Genomic DNA, 15,631 nt, shown 5'->3' on the forward strand with positions numbered 1-15,631 from the left:
CCCGGCATCCCCGCGCCGGCCACCGGCTCCGCCCCTGCCAGGCAGGTGATCGTCTTGTTCCGCTCCCGCGGCGCCAGCAGCCCGGTCAAATACTCGCGAAACCCTCGCCGCTGTGCCAGGCTGAAGAAGAGGTCGTCGAACCGGGCCGCGTACTCCTCCAACGGCCCCGGCGCGAGCGGACACGGACGGCGAGCAGTCATCTTCAGCCCCCAGCAAGGCAGTTGACTCCTGCCACCGGCCTACGACCAACCCGACCTGTCGTCAACCCGCACCACTACCGGATTTAACGAACTACCGGTAACACATACGCGAGGACCGTACTCCCATCTGGCCTCGCCCGGTCAGGCCGCGGTCCGGAAGCCCTCGGCACGCAGGTCCTGGTCGCGGAGCTGGGTGAAGTCGACGTCGAGTTTCGGGTCGTACTCCTCGGGCTGGATGCCGAGTTCGTGAGTGGAATACTCGCCGAACCGTTTGATGTGCTCGGTCAGGTACGGCGAGATGTGGGCCAGGTCCTCCGGGTCGATCTCCCAGCCCTCCTCCAGGAGCTGGCGGACGATCTCTGAGATGTCCAGGGCATTGTGAAAGATCACCGCTTCTCTGAACTGGCAGGGCGGTTCGTGAGGTGACGTCCGCTTCGCGGTTGAAGAGGCGGCTTCTTCAGCAGTCCTAGGGCAGGGCTGTGGCCCAGTACTCCATGGCCTTTTCGGCCAGGTAGCGGACCAGCCTCAGGTCGGCGGCCAGGTCTCGTGCTTCCTGGCTGTGTAGACCCAGGAGAGGCGTACCCTTCGGTCCGCCTCCCTCCTTCATGTGCACGATCCTGTTCCGGATGCCGTACACCCGTGAAGAGATGGCATTGCGGTAGTCACTGCCGGGCAGCGGGGCACCGGAGCCGTCGTCCTCAAGCGTCTCGACATGCTGGATGATCGTGGGGTCACTCAGTGTCGTGAACAGCTCCCGATCACGTAGGAGTCCGGCGACGTCTGCCTGTGTCACCGCCAGGTTGATCACGGCATCGAGTTGGTTCTGCTCGCTCCCCAGGCTGCCGGTCTTCTGAGGGCGTGCATACGGAGATTGCGCCTGCTCCTGTTTGGCGACTCCCTGTCGGGCGACCTCCCAGTCGACGGCCTTCGGCATGTAGAACTCGAGCACCTGGTAGAACTTCAGCCACCGCTCGACAGGGTGACGCCCCGCAGCATTGCCGGCACCATAAAGCTCGGCGGGCTCCGCGTCGTATTGCCGCTGAGGGAAACGAAGCTTCGTCGAGTAAGAGGGTCCCCTCCGGCTCCCGAGACGGTATCCGGTGTCCCAAAGGCGCAGTGACGCTGCTTGAGCCTTGGCGAGGCCGAAGAGATACGAGGTGCCGTACGCGACCAGCACCTTCTGTGCCTCGGCTGCGTCTGAGGCCGACACCCCCGAGAGTTCCAGACTTGGTGAGAGCCCTCCTCCGTGGCGCGTGTTGTACAGCAGGGACAGTTCAGGTGGGACGGAGACCAGCCGCAACGACCGGCCTGAGCCGTCTGCCTCCTCACCCACGTGAAACGCCCCTGTCGAGGCAAGCATGCCGGCCAGGTCAGCGCCCAGAGGGCCCTCCAGATCGACGGCTCGCTTCTGTCGTGGGAGGAGACTACGTACCAAAGCATTGTGGAACTGGTCGAAGTCGCCGACAAGGCGAGCTGTGATCACTCCGTTCTGTGGGTACCAGATGGCATGGCGCTCAGGCAGCGGAACTCCTGAGCTGACGATGCGCTCGACGTGCTCAAGCTGCGCTGCCGACCTCAGTCGCATGCGCAGACCGTCGGCGTCGGCAAAGACGACACGTGCATCGTCGCGCCATCGCCGGCCATCCCACTTCTGCTTGCCATCCCACTCGACGACTACGTCGGTGCGTTTGCCCGCAAGGCTTTTAAGGCGTTCGACAGCCTCCTGGTAAGTGATCTGAGGCGGTGCGAACCAATCATCTTCGAAGTCGTCCCAGAGGTCATCGTCGTACTGCGAGATGTCTTCCATGCGGGCCTCTCTGTTCAGGACATGGCCGGCCGAATCGCTTTGTCACCGGCCTCCATCACGGTAGAGATCTAGGGGTGTGTCCAGCACTGGAATTTCTGGACTTGTTCCGCACTGCACCGACTCCCCTCGCGGAGACCGGTGCGGGGATACCGAGGTCGACGACGCTGCGGCTGGTCTGGCGCCGGCCGAGTTGGGCGAGTTTCTCCTCCGCTCCGGCGAGGCTCACTTGCAGTCCTTCGACTTCGCCGAGCCATCCTTCGCGTTCGGCCTCGGCGACGCGGGCGAGGAGGTTGTCGCGGATCTCGACGAGCCTGTCACGCTGAGCAGGGTCGGGCCAGAGCATTGGGCAGCGGACGCCCCGTTGACTGAACGAACAGTGAGAATTGGGCAGTTCAGGGAGCAGATGCTGTCTGCGGTCGCTACGGTCACCGGTCGTGATGGACGATGTTCCCGAGCGGGATCTGGCGACGTTGGTGGTTCCTCGGTGGGGCCGCCTGGTGGAGACCGGCGATCGGTACGAGCCGTATCGGCTCGTCGATCCCGACGGTATGACCGTGGAAGCGGTCGCCGTCTACTTCCAGGAATTACTGGCGGCCGGGAAAGCCCCGTCGACGGTCCGCTCCTACGGAATGGATGTGCTTCGGTGGTGGCGGTTCCTGCAGGCAGTGGGCATTTCTTGGAACCGAGCGACCCGGGCAGAGGCCAGGGACTTCAGCCGCTGGATTCAGCTGACGGTCAAACCAAGGCGAGCGAAGGCTTCGGCTCGGCGGCCGGGACGGGCGGCCAACGCGCCGAACCCTGTGACAGGGAAGCCGTCAGCTGGGCCCGGCTACGCCCCGACCACCGTCGCGCACAGCGAGACGGTGTTACGACGCTTCTACGACATCCACCGCGACGCGGGATCCGGCCCGCTGCTCAACCCGTTCCCACTGGACCTCTCCCGTCGCTCCGGCCGGCCGCACGCGCACCACAATCCGATGGACGGCTGGAAACCGGAGCGGGTGGGGCGTTACCGCCCCAGCATCCCGCGGCGGATCCCGCGCTCCATTCCCGACGAGTGGTTCGACGCGCTGTTCGCTGCGCTGCCCTCCCACCGCGACCGCGCCCTGGTCGCGTTCTGGATCTCCACCGGAGTACGCGCCTCGGAGCTGATCGGCATCCGGCAGCGCGATGTTGACCCCGGCCAGCAGTTGATCAGTGTGGTGCGCAAGGGCACGCGGGCGGTGCAGCAGGTGCCAGCGTCGGCAGACGCGTTCGTGTGGTTGCGCCTCTATCAGCAGGAGGTACACGGTCATGTGCCACGTGGTCGTACGCAGCCAGTATGGTGGACACGGCGACGTCCGCTGCGGCCTCTGACCTATCACGGTGCCCACCGGATGTTCGAGCGGGTCAATGTCTCGCTCGGCGCCGACTGGACCCTTCACGACCTGCGGCACAGCGCGGCCGCCCGCATGGTGCGGGACCCGAAGCTGACGTTGGCCGACGTGCAATGGGTGCTCGGACATGCACATTTGTCCGCCACGGAGCTATATCTGACGCCGCGCAAGGACGAGGTCGTGGCCGGGGTACTGGCCCATCACGAGCGTCAGGCCCGTGAGTACAGCCAGCCGGTGCCGCCACCTCCGGCGCCGGGCTACAACCCGGCGTCGCTGGACGTCTTGTTCGGCCGGTCGTCGTGACCGCCGTCGCCAAGCATGTGACGCGCAAGCCGTTGGAGATTCCGAACGCGACGGCAGAGCAGGCCCAGGCGAGGAACAGCCAGTTGCGGACGCGCTTTCCGGCCCGGCCGGCCGAGCCGTGGTGGCCGCACACCGCACGGCCGCTGGAGGAGACGCTGCGGCGGCTGACGGCGCCGCCGTTTCTCCCGGCGGTCAACGGCACCCGAGCCGGTCGTCGACGCGGGGTGACCAAGCTGCTGCGCTGGTTGTCGAGCCTGCCCGGGGAGACCTGGCAGCAGCGGTGGGAGGCCAGCGGCGCGGAGGATCTCCCTGGAGCCGGCTGGGTGGATCTTCCGCTGCGGTGGCTGCGCGAGTGCGGGTCCTCGCCGTCGTATGACCGCGAGGACCTGTCTTCGGGGCTGCTCATGCTGATCTGCGGAGACGTCATCCGACCTGGCCTGCCGTGGATGCTCACCCGCACGCATCGGTATCTCACCTCGGTCATGGCCGAGGTCCGGGATCCCGACGAGTTCGCGCGCCTGCGCCAGCTGGCCGAGTCCGGGCCGGCGAGCGCGCGCAAGGACGCCCAGATCGCCGCGACGCGCATCGCGACCCTGCTGGCCTGCAAGGGAGGGCTGGTCCGCGACATCACGGTCGGTGACTGCGTGGAGCTCGTCGATGCCCAGCGTCGGGTTCATGCCCGCGGCGGGCAGAAGAAGGTCGACTTCTATCTGCGGCTGCGGGCCTTGGGGGTCTTCCCCGAGGACGCCCCAGCAACGATCCGGGCATTCGGCCTTGCCCTTGGCCAGTTGAGCGTCGAGGAGCTGGTGGACCGCTACCGGATCCAGTGCCGGCCCGTCCGCGATCTGATCGTGGACTACCTGAGGGAGCGGCAGCCTTCGCTGGACTTCGCCAGCCTGGACGCGATTTCGCGCACTCTTGCGGGTCTGTTCTGGGCCCGGATTGAAGCCCTGGCGCCAGGGAGTGCCTCCCTGCGGCTTCCACCGGCAGTGGCCCGCCAGTGGAAGGAGGACTTGAAGGTCAAGAAGCGCACCATCACCGGGCCCGATGGGAAGAGCGTCGAGGTCTCCAGCCCGCGGCTCAATGCCAAGGACGAGCTCATGCGAGTCCGGGCGTTCTACCTCGACATCGCGCAGTGGGCGGCCGAGGAACCAGCACGCTGGGGGCCATGGGCCGTGCCCTGCCCGATCCGTGATGACGAGATCCGCAAGGCGAAGGAACGCAAGCGGCGCAAGGCCCGGATAGACCAGCGCACACGCGAGCGGCTGCCTGTCCTGCCCGTGCTGGTCGCAGCGCCGATCGTCGGCGACGCGCGGCCGCCGACCTGCTCCAGGCAGCGAAGAACGCCGAGCCCGGGGCCTTGGTCTCCGGCACCGACGGGGCACTGCGAAGGGCCGTCGCCCCAAAGGCCGCAGGCCACCTCACCTGGGGCGAAGAGACGTCCAGCGGACGGCGGCGGAACCTGACCTATGAAGAAGAGGAGGCATTCTGGGCGTTCGCCACGATCGAGGTTCTTCGCCTGACCGGCATCCGCAACGAGGAACTCCTGGAGTTGACGCACCACAGCGTCACCCAGTACCGGCTCCCGTCCACCGGCGAAGTCGTGCCGCTGCTGCAGATCGCCCCGTCCAAGACCGACACCGAGCGACTCCTGCTGGTCAGCCCAGAACTCGCCGACGTCCTCAGCGCCATCATCAGCCGCCTGCGCGGCCCCAGCGGGGCGATCCCGTTGGTGGCCTCCTACGACGTCCGTGAGAAGGTCTGGAACCCGCCGATGCCGCTGCTGTTCCAGCGCGACATCGGCTCCGAACACCGCGCATTCACGCCGACCGCAATCCGAAGACTGCTCATCAATGCCCTGGCCGCCACCGGCCTCACCAACGCCGACGGCGAGCCGTACAGGGCCTCGCAGAACTTCAGGCTCAGCCAGTGTTCCGCGAGCCCGCGTCCCATTCCCTGGCCGGCCAGGACGTAGCCGCGGGCGACGGCGTGCAGCACCTGCCACGGCGTCAGCTCGATGGACCGGCCGTGTTCGGCCCGCGCGACGGGGCGCAGTTCGGGTTTCCTGCGTGCTGCTTCCTGGCCTTTTTCCCGGCGCCTTTTGTCGATAGCAGCCGCTGCGGAGTCCACATGTGCGGCCAGTTCGGTCGTCGGGTGGATGTGAACGCTCGTCGAGCGGCTGAGTGCGTTCAGGATCTGTCGCGCGGTTCTCGCCATGCATCCCCCCACGTGTCCGTGTGCCCTGGCCGGCCGGGAATGGTAGTTCGGAGCAATGGGGCGCATACAATTGCGCATGGTGAACAACCGGGTCTGGCACGAGACCCGCGAACTGGCTCTGCCGCCCGCTCTCACCGGCACCCCGCTCGCGAAACGCCCGTACGACCTGCGGCACTCGGCCTTGTCCACCTGGCCGTGCGCGCGCCGATCCGGCCGAGGTCGCCCAGCGGGTCGGCAACAGCGTCGAGGTCCTCCTGAGCCGGTACGCCAAGTGTCTCTATGACCGGCAGTCCATCAACAACCAGCGCATCGAAGGGCTTCTCAGTTCCTACGATCAGCCGCCTGAGCCTGATGAGCAGCACGAGGCGTAGCTCTCCTCGCCCGAGCTGAAGCGGGCGGGGGAGCCCGCCAGGTTCAGCTGGAAGGGCTGGATGCCCCTTGCGCCAAGGCTGCTGCCCTGTGAAGCCCTGGATGCGCTCGGGCCCGGTTGTCAGTGGTGCCGCGTAGCCTCAGTGAGCAGCAGCTCGGCCGGTGGCCCGTAGACGTGCCGTGTCCAGCAGGGAGGGTGTGGTGATGGCTGATCGCAAGACCGTGACGCGCCAGACGTTCATCGGGGAGAAGGGCATCGCCCTGATCGAACGCCGGTGCCTGGAGATGGGCCACCTCTTTCATCCCCGGCGGGTCGATCACGGCATCGACGGCCACATCGATCTGGTCGACCCCGACAACGGTGCCGTGCTGAACCTGACCCTGCTGGTCCAGAGCAAGGCCCAGGACCGGCGCTTCTCCGGTGAGACGGACGACGGGTTCCACTACGTCTGCGACCAGCGCGATCTTGATCACTGGCTGTCCGGCAACTCGCCGGTCATCCTGGTCTTCTCCCACCCTGAGAGTGGCGAGGCGTGGTGGGTGGAGGTCAAGGCTGAGTTTCCGGACGCGGTCAGCCGGGCCAGCCGCGTCGTGCACATCGATAAACACGCGCAGCGCTTCGACCGGGACGCAGCCCATGTACTTCTGCATCTTGCCGTGCCCCGGACGGCGGGCTTGTACCTGCGGCCCGCGCCGAATCACCGAAGTGCTCACCACGAACCTGCTGCCCGTCACCGAGATGCCGCCGACGCTGCATCTGGCCCCTGCGGCCTTCACCGACTACCGCGCCGCCGGTGCCGCTGACCTCCGGCGGGCGCGGGCTCGCGTACATCTGGCCAGACGGCGAGGTCCGCGACGAGGATTGGGACGCCGAGCAGTTCAGGGCCCGACACCTCCAGGAGTACGCCGCTCGGTGCGCACGGATCGCTCCGGGATTGGCCGCCGAAGCTGGCCAGTGAACCGGCCGGCGTACGTACGAGCGCAACGAAAAGGAGAAGGACGAGCGGCGACTGAACGCTGTCCTTGCGGCAGCGCGAGGACTTGTCCGGGGGCGGCCCTTGGTGTGAACCATGGACCGCCCCCGTTTTGTTGGTCGACGAAGGTATGCGACGGGTTTACGGCGCCTGCGAATGGTGCGCTTCGTCTCATCGAGGTCAAGATCAGCAATTCCTCGGCGTTGACCGTGGACATTCGGAGGAGGGGGCGAAGCCGTCGCTGACGGCCAAGATGCGGTACCTGGAGACGCTTCGGGCTCAGGCGGCGCGGTTCGTAGACCCGGAGGAGCTTGTCGTAGCTGCCGCCGCAACGGCTCTCCCCATGCCCGAGCTTCCGCGCGCGGATCCGGCTTTCGCGGTGCTCGGCGGCAACAGCCTGGTGTCCGGGACACTCGTGGACCTGTGGCGCAGGTGGCAGAGCGCGGCCGGGCGGCCCTGGGGAAGGGGCGGGGACGCGCGCATACCTCTCGTACGAGACTGACGAGCACATCCCTCCCTTCCTCGACAGGTGCCGCATTCGCCGCCGGAGTGGGTCAAGGTGGAGCGCCCGCAGGCGCAGCCGAGGACGAACGACCTTGCGCCGGGACGCGAGGCGGCCATCATCACGGCACCGAGGAAGGGCCCAGCCAGCATGAGGACCCCTCAGGGAACTCAGTAGGCGGTGATAGTGGGGCGGGAGAGGATCCTCCATGTCAGGTGATCGCTAGCGAGCGGAGGGCATTCGATGCGGATCAGGGCGGCTCGTCCGGAGGAGGCGGCCATGCTCAGCGAGCTGACCTTGCGTTCGAAGAGCCACTGGGGATATGACGAGGACTTTCTCGCTAGATGCCGGGACGAGCTGACTCTTCAGCCGTTCGAAATCGAGCAGCGGCGCACCGCGGTGGCGGAGCATCAAGGACGGGTCATCGGCTTCGTCACCGTTGAGGGCGACCCACCGGCCGGGGAGTTGGGCATGCTGTTCGTGGATCCGCTGGCCATCGGCAGCGGCGTCGGGTGCTTCCTCTTTCAGCACGCGCTCGCAGTCGCGGGAGCTCTGGGATTCAAACCGTTGGAGATCGGGTCCGATCCGCACGCTGAACCGTTCTACCGGGCCATGGGCGCCACCCGCGTCGGCACGGTGCCTTCCGGATCTATTCCCGGCAGGGAGCTTCCACTGATGATCATCGATCCCTCACGCGGCAGGCTCAAAGACGGGTCCTGAGGTGGCCTCAAAACTCACTGACGTTCCCGCCACCGGGGGCCTGCGACTGGCCTCCCAACTGACCTACATCTGGCTCTCATGCTCACTCATGAAGCCACGCGGGCTTAGGCGCAGGGCCACGAGATCTCACGCCGTGAGCGGTCCTGGCGAACCGACCTCGTGACCCGGCGGCGGCCCTTGGACGTGCGTCACGGATGCCCCGCCGACGATGACGCAAGCATCTCCTCTCTAGCAAGGGAGAGGACTTCGCGACGTTGGCTTGGGGACCAGCTCTGGGGACCAGTGCCCGGTGCACGGATCTGCCTCGCAGCGTCGGCCGTGGTAAAGGTCAGGGAAAAGAGGGAATGCGCCCCAGGGCCGAAACAGAGGGGGCGGTCAGTACGAGTTGCTGCGCGAGACAGACCCGGACTTCGCGCTGCTCGACGGGCCCCTGGGCGAGTGCCTCCGGGGCGGCGACAGCCGCCGACTACTCGGCCAAGTACCGCTGCCTCAGAGTGAACGTCCAGGTCGTCACAGACCGGCCGGCACAGTGCTGTGGATCGCACCTGCGCTGCCAAGACGCACTTACGACCTGGCCGCAGCCCGTGCCCATCGCGTCATCCGGACCTGTCAGCGGCACGGCGTACCCGTCCCGGCCGACGGCGCCTACCAGGGTGCCGGCCGGCCCCGGGTCATCGATGGCTTTGTGCTGGCGTAGAGCGGTGTAGCAGCCCACTCCCGTACCTGCCGTCGTGAAGCGCTCGCGGCAAGGGGAAGTAAGCGAAGTCGCACCTGGAACGCACGTTCGTCCGTCGACGACGCGTCCGTGTGACGGCATCGGCGGACGTGTTTGGGTTGGGGACCATGTCCGGGGACCAGTGGTGGATACATGCATCACTGCCGGCATGGTGGCACGGACTGTTGAGGTGCTGGCTACCCGGCGCGTCGGATGCTTGCCACATTGGCCCCGAGCTCGGCGCCGGCAGTGAGCGTGACGTGCCAACCATCCGCGGTACGGCGGTGTTCGGAGACGTACAGCGGAGGCAGAGTGCGCTGGACCGGGCCGATGGGGACGTTCTGGCCGAAGATCTCGATCTCGTAGGCGGGGTGGTTCTGCCTGAGCCGAACAGGCTGTGGCGCGGTGAACAGCCCTCGAATGGATTCGGTGTCATCGGCTTCCATGGTCACTGAAGAGACCACTTCCTCGACCGCTCCACCCGTCAGCAGTGCGTGGGCCTCGCGTATGGCGCGAAGGTCCTCGGGGCTCGGGTCTTTGGGGACCATCAGAGTGGTCACCGCCAGTTGCTCGATGGTGACGAGCTGTTCGAGTACCCGCAGCACCGGCACCGCACCGCCATGACGCGGTGTGATGCGGAAGGGCGCGGGGTCGTTCACAGCATGTCCTGCCAGGGTCATCTGCAGGCATGTTCCCGGCTCTGCGTAAGAAGCGAATCGGACTACATCCAGCCACTGCCCAGGTCGTAGCGTCTCGGGGACGTTCACATCGATCTTGATCGAGGACTCCCGCGTTGTGCGGTCCAGGCGAAGCCGACAGGTGATGGCTCCTGTGGGGTCGGCTCCCGTGAGGGTGCCTCCACAGGTGCCGGAACGGATGGACGTCATGTGCAGCCCGAGCACGGCGAGGCGCTTGCCTGCTGGGTCGGTTACGATCAGTTGGGCCGGCAGGTCCCGGGGCTCGGGAACCGCTTCTAGGTGGACGCGGTCGGAGCCCTGCGGCGGTAGAAGTGAGGGCGGGCCGGACAGCCGCACGTAGTGTGCCGGCAGCTCGATGGGGTCACCGTACCGCCGGCAGCGCTCGAATTCCGAAGCGGCAGACTCACCCTCCGGGGTGTCGGGGTCGGTGATGCTGAGCGCGATGTGGAGTGGCTGGTCGCGATCGGCTCCTGGATAGGCGGGAAGGACTTCAATTCCGGTGTGCGGTCCCGGGCCGGCGGTGATGCGGAAGGTGTAGTGCGGGTCCAGCTCGGCCAGGCGGTCGCACAACTGTCGGAGCCGCGCGGCTGCGTCGGCCGCCGTGTCAATGGGCGAGATGTGGCTCCGGGCGATCTCCTGAAGCAGGTGCCCCAGCTCTGCGTGATGGTCGGCGAAATAGAACCGGCGCACAGCCGGGTGCTCGGCCAGTCGGGCCTTGATCCAGGTGGCCCCGCGCCACGAAAGGGGGAACGAGAACCCCTGCTGAAGGCCGCAGAACCACTTCTCCTCGGTCGGGTTGAGGTCGATCGGCACGATGACGTCCCAGCTGACGGGGTTCAGCAGCGCGGCCCGACCCAAGGACTTCTCGACCTTGTCCCGGCGCCCCTTTGTCATCCGGCCGGTGAAGGATTTCATCTCGAAGACGTGGAGCCCGTCGGGGTCCGTGAGCTGTGCGTCTCTGCCGCCATCGCCACCTGATCCATCGACGCGCAGGAGCTGCGGGTGCATGCAGCTGAGTAGGACGGCGACGGCCTGTTCGTAGGCGCCTGGATCCTTCGGCCACTCCACGTCACCCACGCCTGCCACCCTCCGAGGCCACGAGCCGATCTGGCTGATCTCACGGTAACGCCGGCCACTGACAGAGCCCCCAGAGCTGACACTGCCGAGCGAGCGGCTATCGGCCCGCGCTCTGCTGTGGGGCTGGACGTGGTCTGCGTTCCGGGGACCAGTGGGGACCAAACGGCATGCGCGATGCCGAACTTCACACCGTGAAGCGCACGGTATCTGCCCTTGAAATAGCCGGTTTATCCAGATAATCCCGGTAGCCCGCACTCCTGGGGGTCAAGGGGTCGCAGGTTCAAATCCTGTCGTCCCGACGGTGTTCACCAGCGGGTCTGCCGACTATGGCAGGCCCGCTGGATGCGTTCTTGTGACACGTGATGGCGGCGTGATGGCAACTCCGTGGCCGCCTCGGCATCACGAGCGGCATAGGACAGTAGGTGGCCGCAGAGGTTGACCGTGGTGGACAGCGTCGAGTGGGGCAGCGTCTTGGAGACCACGGCCAGTGGGAACCGAGAACTGAACATGATGGTGGCGGCGGTGTGCCGGAGATCGTGGCCCCGATCCGGGGTAGGCCGATCTCCTCACCGCGTCGGCGCAGCTCGGTCAGGACGCCCCGTGGGCGTAGCGGGCAGAAACCTGCCAGGCCGAGAAGGGTATGCGGGCCGGCGCCTTCAGCTCGTCGAGGTTGGGGTGTCCGTGTCGGGGTCGACCTGTGGTGAGGGCGGAGCTGTGAAGGAGATGCTGGAGAAGTCGCGACCCTGGAGCACCGGCCCGGCGAAACGGCCGCCGCTGATTTCGTTGTGGACGTCGCCGGTGTCCAGCAGCTCGGCCGAGGCGCACCAGCGCCGCAGACTTGCCTGAAAGTCCGCGTCCAGTGCCGCCCGCACCGCAAGTGCTGTGCTGAGCGCCTGAGCTCTTGCCGTGTCGTCCGGGGCCTCTGCCAGTCGGACTAGCTCCGCCTCTCCCGAACTCACCGCCGGGGCGTCCGCGTTGCGGCTCAGCCCGAACGGGCGTCGTACCAGCGAGCTCAGCCCCGACCAGGCCTGTCGGCCGGCCTCGCCGCCGGCTCCCCCCGCCAGCGCCGCCAGCAGTGCCATCGATATCGGCTCCACCCCCGCACCGCCCTTTCGTATTCGATGGGTGGGGTGACAGCGTGCGCTGCCACCCCGGTGCGCCAATTGACCCTCAGGGGGTCACATCATGATGCACCTCTCCGTCGTGACCGTTGCGGTCGAGGCGAGTTCAGCCGCCGAAACGCTTGGCGCGTTCACGCCAAATATGACCAATGTGGCGGCGAGGCCGACTCCGACGGTCAGTCGACGCATAGTGCTCACGCTAACGAGGTCCCCTCTTGATCGACTACGCTGTGCGGAGGGACCATATATGACTGTCGGCTTGTATGTGTAATTGAACGAAGTTCACTGGTTGTGCATTGAATTACCGTTGGGCGTGTCGAACGTTTGCTGCGGTAGCGCCTGTGCCGCGGCGGCAGCACCTGCCGTCGGTCGTACCGCCGCCAAAACGCTTTCCGCCTCCTCTTTTTCGTCGCTGTCATGCATGCGCTCGGCCAGAGAAATAGCTGCCTTCAGATGCTCCTCTGCCAAGTCGAATCGGCCAGTATCCAAATGTGCCTGCCCGATACGGCGCAGGGCTTGTATTTCTTGGTGGGTTGCGCCGATCCTTCGGGCGATGTCAAGCGCGTCCAGGAGGTGTCGCACCGCCTTCTTGGCGTCACCAGCTTTTCGGTTCGCCTCTCCCAGTCCTATCAGTGTGTCTGCCTGACTCTTCAGGTCGCCGAGTGTGCGGAATTCTGCCAGCGTTTCTTGGTAAAGGGGAATTGCTGCAGGAATGTTGCCCAATTCCGTGAGGGCGTCGGCCAGGCTACCGCGTACTGTGGCGCGGTCGTAGCGGTTTCCGGAATTTTCGAGGAGGGTCAGTGATTCCTCGAACGAGCGGCGGGCGTGTTCCAGTTCCCCGCGACGCATATGCAGATCACCCATGTTGTTGAGTGTCTTGCCCAGCGCCGCATGATCGCCTGCCTCGGTGAATCCGCTGAGTGATTTCTGAAAGTGTTCCAGGGCGCGGTCGTGCTCTCCGAGAAACAGCAGGGTGACCGCCATGTTGTTGTGTAGGCGCGCGCGGTCCAGCGAATCTCCGGATGTCACGATGATGGCGAACGACTTCTGAAAGAGGACGAGTGCGGCTTGATGGTCGCCCAGGTGCCACTTGAGGGTGCCGAGGGTCCGCAGTACCTCGGCCTCCATCTCCGTGTCCCCCGTCGCACGGGCGATCCGCAAGGCTCGGTCTCCGCTTTCGGCGGCCTCCGGGTAGCACGCGGTGTGCGCGTGGACCGCGCTGAGGTGGAGCAGAGTGCGGCACAGGGTGGCCTGCTCACCGGTCCGGGTCCAGTGTTCGACGGCGGGCTGAAGGACGGTCCGGGCGTCGCGCCAGTGGCACTCCTCGTTGAGGAAACCGGCCAAGGCGTAGGCGAGTTGGGCGGCGGCCCCGGGGCGGTCATGGCTGCGGGCGTGGCGCTCCGCGGCCAGCAGATTCGCGTACTCGGCGGCCAGCCAGGACTTCGCGGTCTCGGCGTCGGGCCAGCGCGGCAGCCGGGCGTGGCTGCGGTCTCGCGGTGGGACGGGCTTGGAGCGGCGAGGGTACGCGATGTGGTCGGCGTGGTCGGCTGCGTCGACGTAGAAGTCCGTGAGCCGGTGGAGAACATCGGCGCGGTCCTGGTCGTTGTCCTCTGCGATGGACCGGGAGTGGCCGTACTCGCGCAGCAGGTCGTGGAACTGGTACCGGTCCGGAGTGGGCTCACGGAGCAGATGGCACGCCAGTAGCGATTCCAGTACGCGTTCCATGGCGGCTGGGCTCAGGCCGAGTGAAGCGGCGGCCGAGTCCGCCGTGAAGTCCGGGCCGGGGTGCAGGCTGAGGCGGCGGAACGCGGTGCGCTGCTCCTCCGTGAGGGTCTGGTATGTCAGGTCGAAGGCCCGAGCCATCTCCTGCTCGCCATCCCGGATCTCGCTCAGCCTGCCCTCGGTGCTGGTCAGGCGATCGGCGAGCGTGGTGAGCGTCCAGGACGGATGGGCGTGGAAGCGGCTGGCAACCAGCTCGATCGCGAGCGGGAGATGCCCGCATAATCGAACAATTCGGGCGACCTCCTGGATGCCCACGATGCGTTCCTCGCCGGCGAACAGGCAGAACAGGGTGATGGCGTCATCGGTCGGCAGCACATCGAGCGGGATGTGCCGGGCATGCGGCAGGCCGGTCAGGTGGCGCCGGCTCGTGATGATCGTCAGGGAGGGCGAGCCGCCCGGCAACAGCGGGCGGATCTGGTCGGCGCTCACCGCGTCGTCCAGGACGATCACGGCCCGGCGCTCGGCCAGCATGGTCCGCCACAGCGCGGTACGGCCCTCCAGCTCGACGGGGATGGTCTCCGCGGGCGCGCCGAGCAGCCGCAGCAGCGTGGCCAGGGCCGCGCCAGGGCCGAGCGGTTCACTGGCGGGGGAGTGGCCGCGCAGGTCCAAGTACAGTTGAGCATCGGGGAACCGCTCGGCGAGCCGGCGTGCGCCATGCACGGCCACGGCGGTCTTGCCGACCCCGGCCATGCCGCTGACGGTGCTGACGGACTCCAAGCTGATCACCGACGTGTGCTCCGCCGCAGCATCGACCGAGGTGCTCAGGGCCTGCAGTTCCATGCGACGGCCGATCAGCGACGGCTGATGCGGCAGGTTCCTGGGCGGGCGTGGAGTGGGCGGGGCCGCGGCCGGGCGGGGCGCGGCTGTCCGGCCCCGGACGAGATCGGCGGCCGGTACGCGATCGAGGACCCCGTGGTGTATGCGGTCCAACTCGGCGCCCGGGCGGGAGCCGTACTGCGTCATCAGCAGCTGACGGGTCTCCTGATGCACCCGTAGTGCGTCGGTATAACGGTCGCTGCCGTAGTACGCCAGCATCAGCTGACCCGCCAGCGTCTCGTCGCCCGGATGCCGGTCGACGAGTGAGGTGAGCTCGGCGGTCGTCGCCGCGAACCGGCCCAGCCGGAGGGAGGCGGAGATCCGGGAGACGGCGGCGCTGAGCCGCCGTTCTGCCAGTGTTCGGCGTGCGGTCTCGGCCCACAGGCCGGGCAGTCCTGCCAATGCCTCGCCCCGCCAGAGGCGTTCGGCGCGGTCGAGGAGGGCGACCGTCCGTTCGTCGTCACCGTCCGTCGCGGCGGCACCGGCCTGCGCCACGAGAAGCTGGAACCGGTGCCAGTCGACGGATTCGCGGGTGGCCTCCAAGGTGTATGTGTGGGCCCGGCTGACGATGCGGGGCGCGCTCGCGGACGACGGGTCGGCCGACCGTAGCTGCCTGCGGAGCCGCGAGACATAGCTGTGCGCGTTCTCGCGGGCGTGCGGCGGCGGCTCGCCGTCCCAGAGCCGGTCCACGATCACGCCCAGCGCGACCGGTCGGCCGACGTCAAGTGCCAGAAGGGCCAAGAGGACTCGTATCTTGTCCGAGCCGAGCTCCACCCGCTGACCGCCCGCCCGGAACATCACCGGGCCAAGTACCTGGAATTCCACCAGTGCCTCCCGCCGGTCCGGTCATTTCGACGAACGTGACAGAGGGGAAAGGACGTGCCATGGAGTGATGAGCATGACAGGGAGCGGTGAGTGTTTCCAGGTGCGGCCGCGCGCTGACTGAAACGGGAT

11 protein-coding genes and 3 pseudogenes are annotated in these 15,631 nt (G+C 67.0%); 7 read left to right on the forward strand and 7 right to left on the reverse strand.

Annotated elements, in window-relative coordinates; genetic code table 11:
* The 3 genes and pseudogenes from ABT063_RS14145 to ABT063_RS14155 all read right to left on the reverse strand — a co-directional run.
* Window positions 1–200: pseudogene (locus tag ABT063_RS14145) on the reverse strand (IS701 family transposase); the annotation flags it as partial.
* Between the two features lie 141 nt (window positions 201–341).
* Complete coding sequence (locus ABT063_RS14150) at window positions 342–590, reverse strand: Tn3 family transposase (RefSeq protein ID WP_351057559.1); 249 nt, start codon at window positions 588–590, stop codon at window positions 342–344.
* Window positions 591–666: 76 nt separating this feature from the next.
* Window positions 667–2,007, reverse strand: a complete 1,341-nt coding sequence (locus ABT063_RS14155) for a hypothetical protein (RefSeq protein ID WP_351057560.1) — start codon at window positions 2,005–2,007, stop codon at window positions 667–669.
* A gap of 548 nt (window positions 2,008–2,555) precedes the next feature.
* Between ABT063_RS14155 and ABT063_RS14160 the strand changes: the two genes are divergently transcribed.
* The 7 genes and pseudogenes from ABT063_RS14160 (at window position 2,556) to ABT063_RS14190 (ending at window position 8,468) form a co-directional block, all read left to right on the forward strand.
* Entirely contained in the window at window positions 2,556–3,686 is a 1,131-nt protein-coding gene (locus ABT063_RS14160; RefSeq protein WP_351057789.1) for a tyrosine-type recombinase/integrase, read from the forward strand.
* On the forward strand, window positions 3,683–5,152 hold the full coding sequence (locus ABT063_RS14165) for a hypothetical protein (protein ID WP_351057561.1): 1,470 nt from the start codon (window positions 3,683–3,685) through the stop codon (window positions 5,150–5,152). The genes ABT063_RS14160 and ABT063_RS14165 overlap by 4 nt, the downstream gene beginning before the upstream one ends.
* 86 nt (window positions 5,153–5,238) lie before the next feature.
* On the forward strand, window positions 5,239–5,661 hold the full coding sequence (locus tag ABT063_RS14170; RefSeq protein WP_351057562.1) for a hypothetical protein: 423 nt from the start codon (window positions 5,239–5,241) through the stop codon (window positions 5,659–5,661).
* 327 nt (window positions 5,662–5,988) lie between these two features.
* Window positions 5,989–6,274: pseudogene (locus ABT063_RS14175) on the forward strand (tyrosine-type recombinase/integrase); the annotation flags it as partial.
* A 202-nt stretch (window positions 6,275–6,476) separates the two neighbouring features.
* Entirely contained in the window at window positions 6,477–7,076 is a 600-nt protein-coding gene (locus tag ABT063_RS14180; RefSeq protein WP_351057563.1) for a DUF4365 domain-containing protein, read from the forward strand.
* A gap of 513 nt (window positions 7,077–7,589) precedes the next feature.
* A complete protein-coding gene (locus tag ABT063_RS14185; protein ID WP_351057564.1) occupies window positions 7,590–7,748 on the forward strand; it encodes a hypothetical protein in 159 nt (52 codons plus the stop codon).
* A gap of 243 nt (window positions 7,749–7,991) precedes the next feature.
* Window positions 7,992–8,468, forward strand: coding sequence for a GNAT family N-acetyltransferase (locus tag ABT063_RS14190; protein ID WP_351057565.1), 477 nt, complete (start codon window positions 7,992–7,994; stop codon window positions 8,466–8,468).
* Window positions 8,469–9,380: 912 nt separating this feature from the next.
* On the opposite strand, the gene ABT063_RS14200 is transcribed toward ABT063_RS14190, so the two are convergent.
* The 4 genes and pseudogenes from ABT063_RS14200 to ABT063_RS14215 all read right to left on the reverse strand — a co-directional run bounded on the left by ABT063_RS14200 (window position 9,381) and on the right by ABT063_RS14215 (window position 15,502).
* Window positions 9,381–10,694 (reverse strand): hypothetical protein, encoded by a 1,314-nt coding sequence (locus ABT063_RS14200; protein ID WP_351057566.1) that lies wholly within the window; start codon window positions 10,692–10,694, stop codon window positions 9,381–9,383.
* Between the two features lie 569 nt (window positions 10,695–11,263).
* A pseudogene (locus ABT063_RS14205) lies at window positions 11,264–11,491 on the reverse strand (hypothetical protein); the annotation flags it as partial.
* 123 nt (window positions 11,492–11,614) lie between these two features.
* A complete protein-coding gene (locus ABT063_RS14210) occupies window positions 11,615–12,040 on the reverse strand; it encodes a hypothetical protein (RefSeq protein WP_351057568.1) in 426 nt (141 codons plus the stop codon).
* A gap of 321 nt (window positions 12,041–12,361) precedes the next feature.
* Window positions 12,362–15,502: an AfsR/SARP family transcriptional regulator gene (locus ABT063_RS14215; protein ID WP_351057569.1), complete on the reverse strand. Its 3,141-nt coding sequence runs from the start codon at window positions 15,500–15,502 to the stop codon at window positions 12,362–12,364.
* Window positions 15,503–15,631 lie beyond the last annotated feature (129 nt).

Origin of the sequence: Streptomyces sp. NPDC002838 (assembly GCF_040295365.1) — a bacterium.
In the GTDB taxonomy this organism is placed as follows: Bacteria; Actinomycetota; Actinomycetes; order Streptomycetales; family Streptomycetaceae; genus Streptomyces.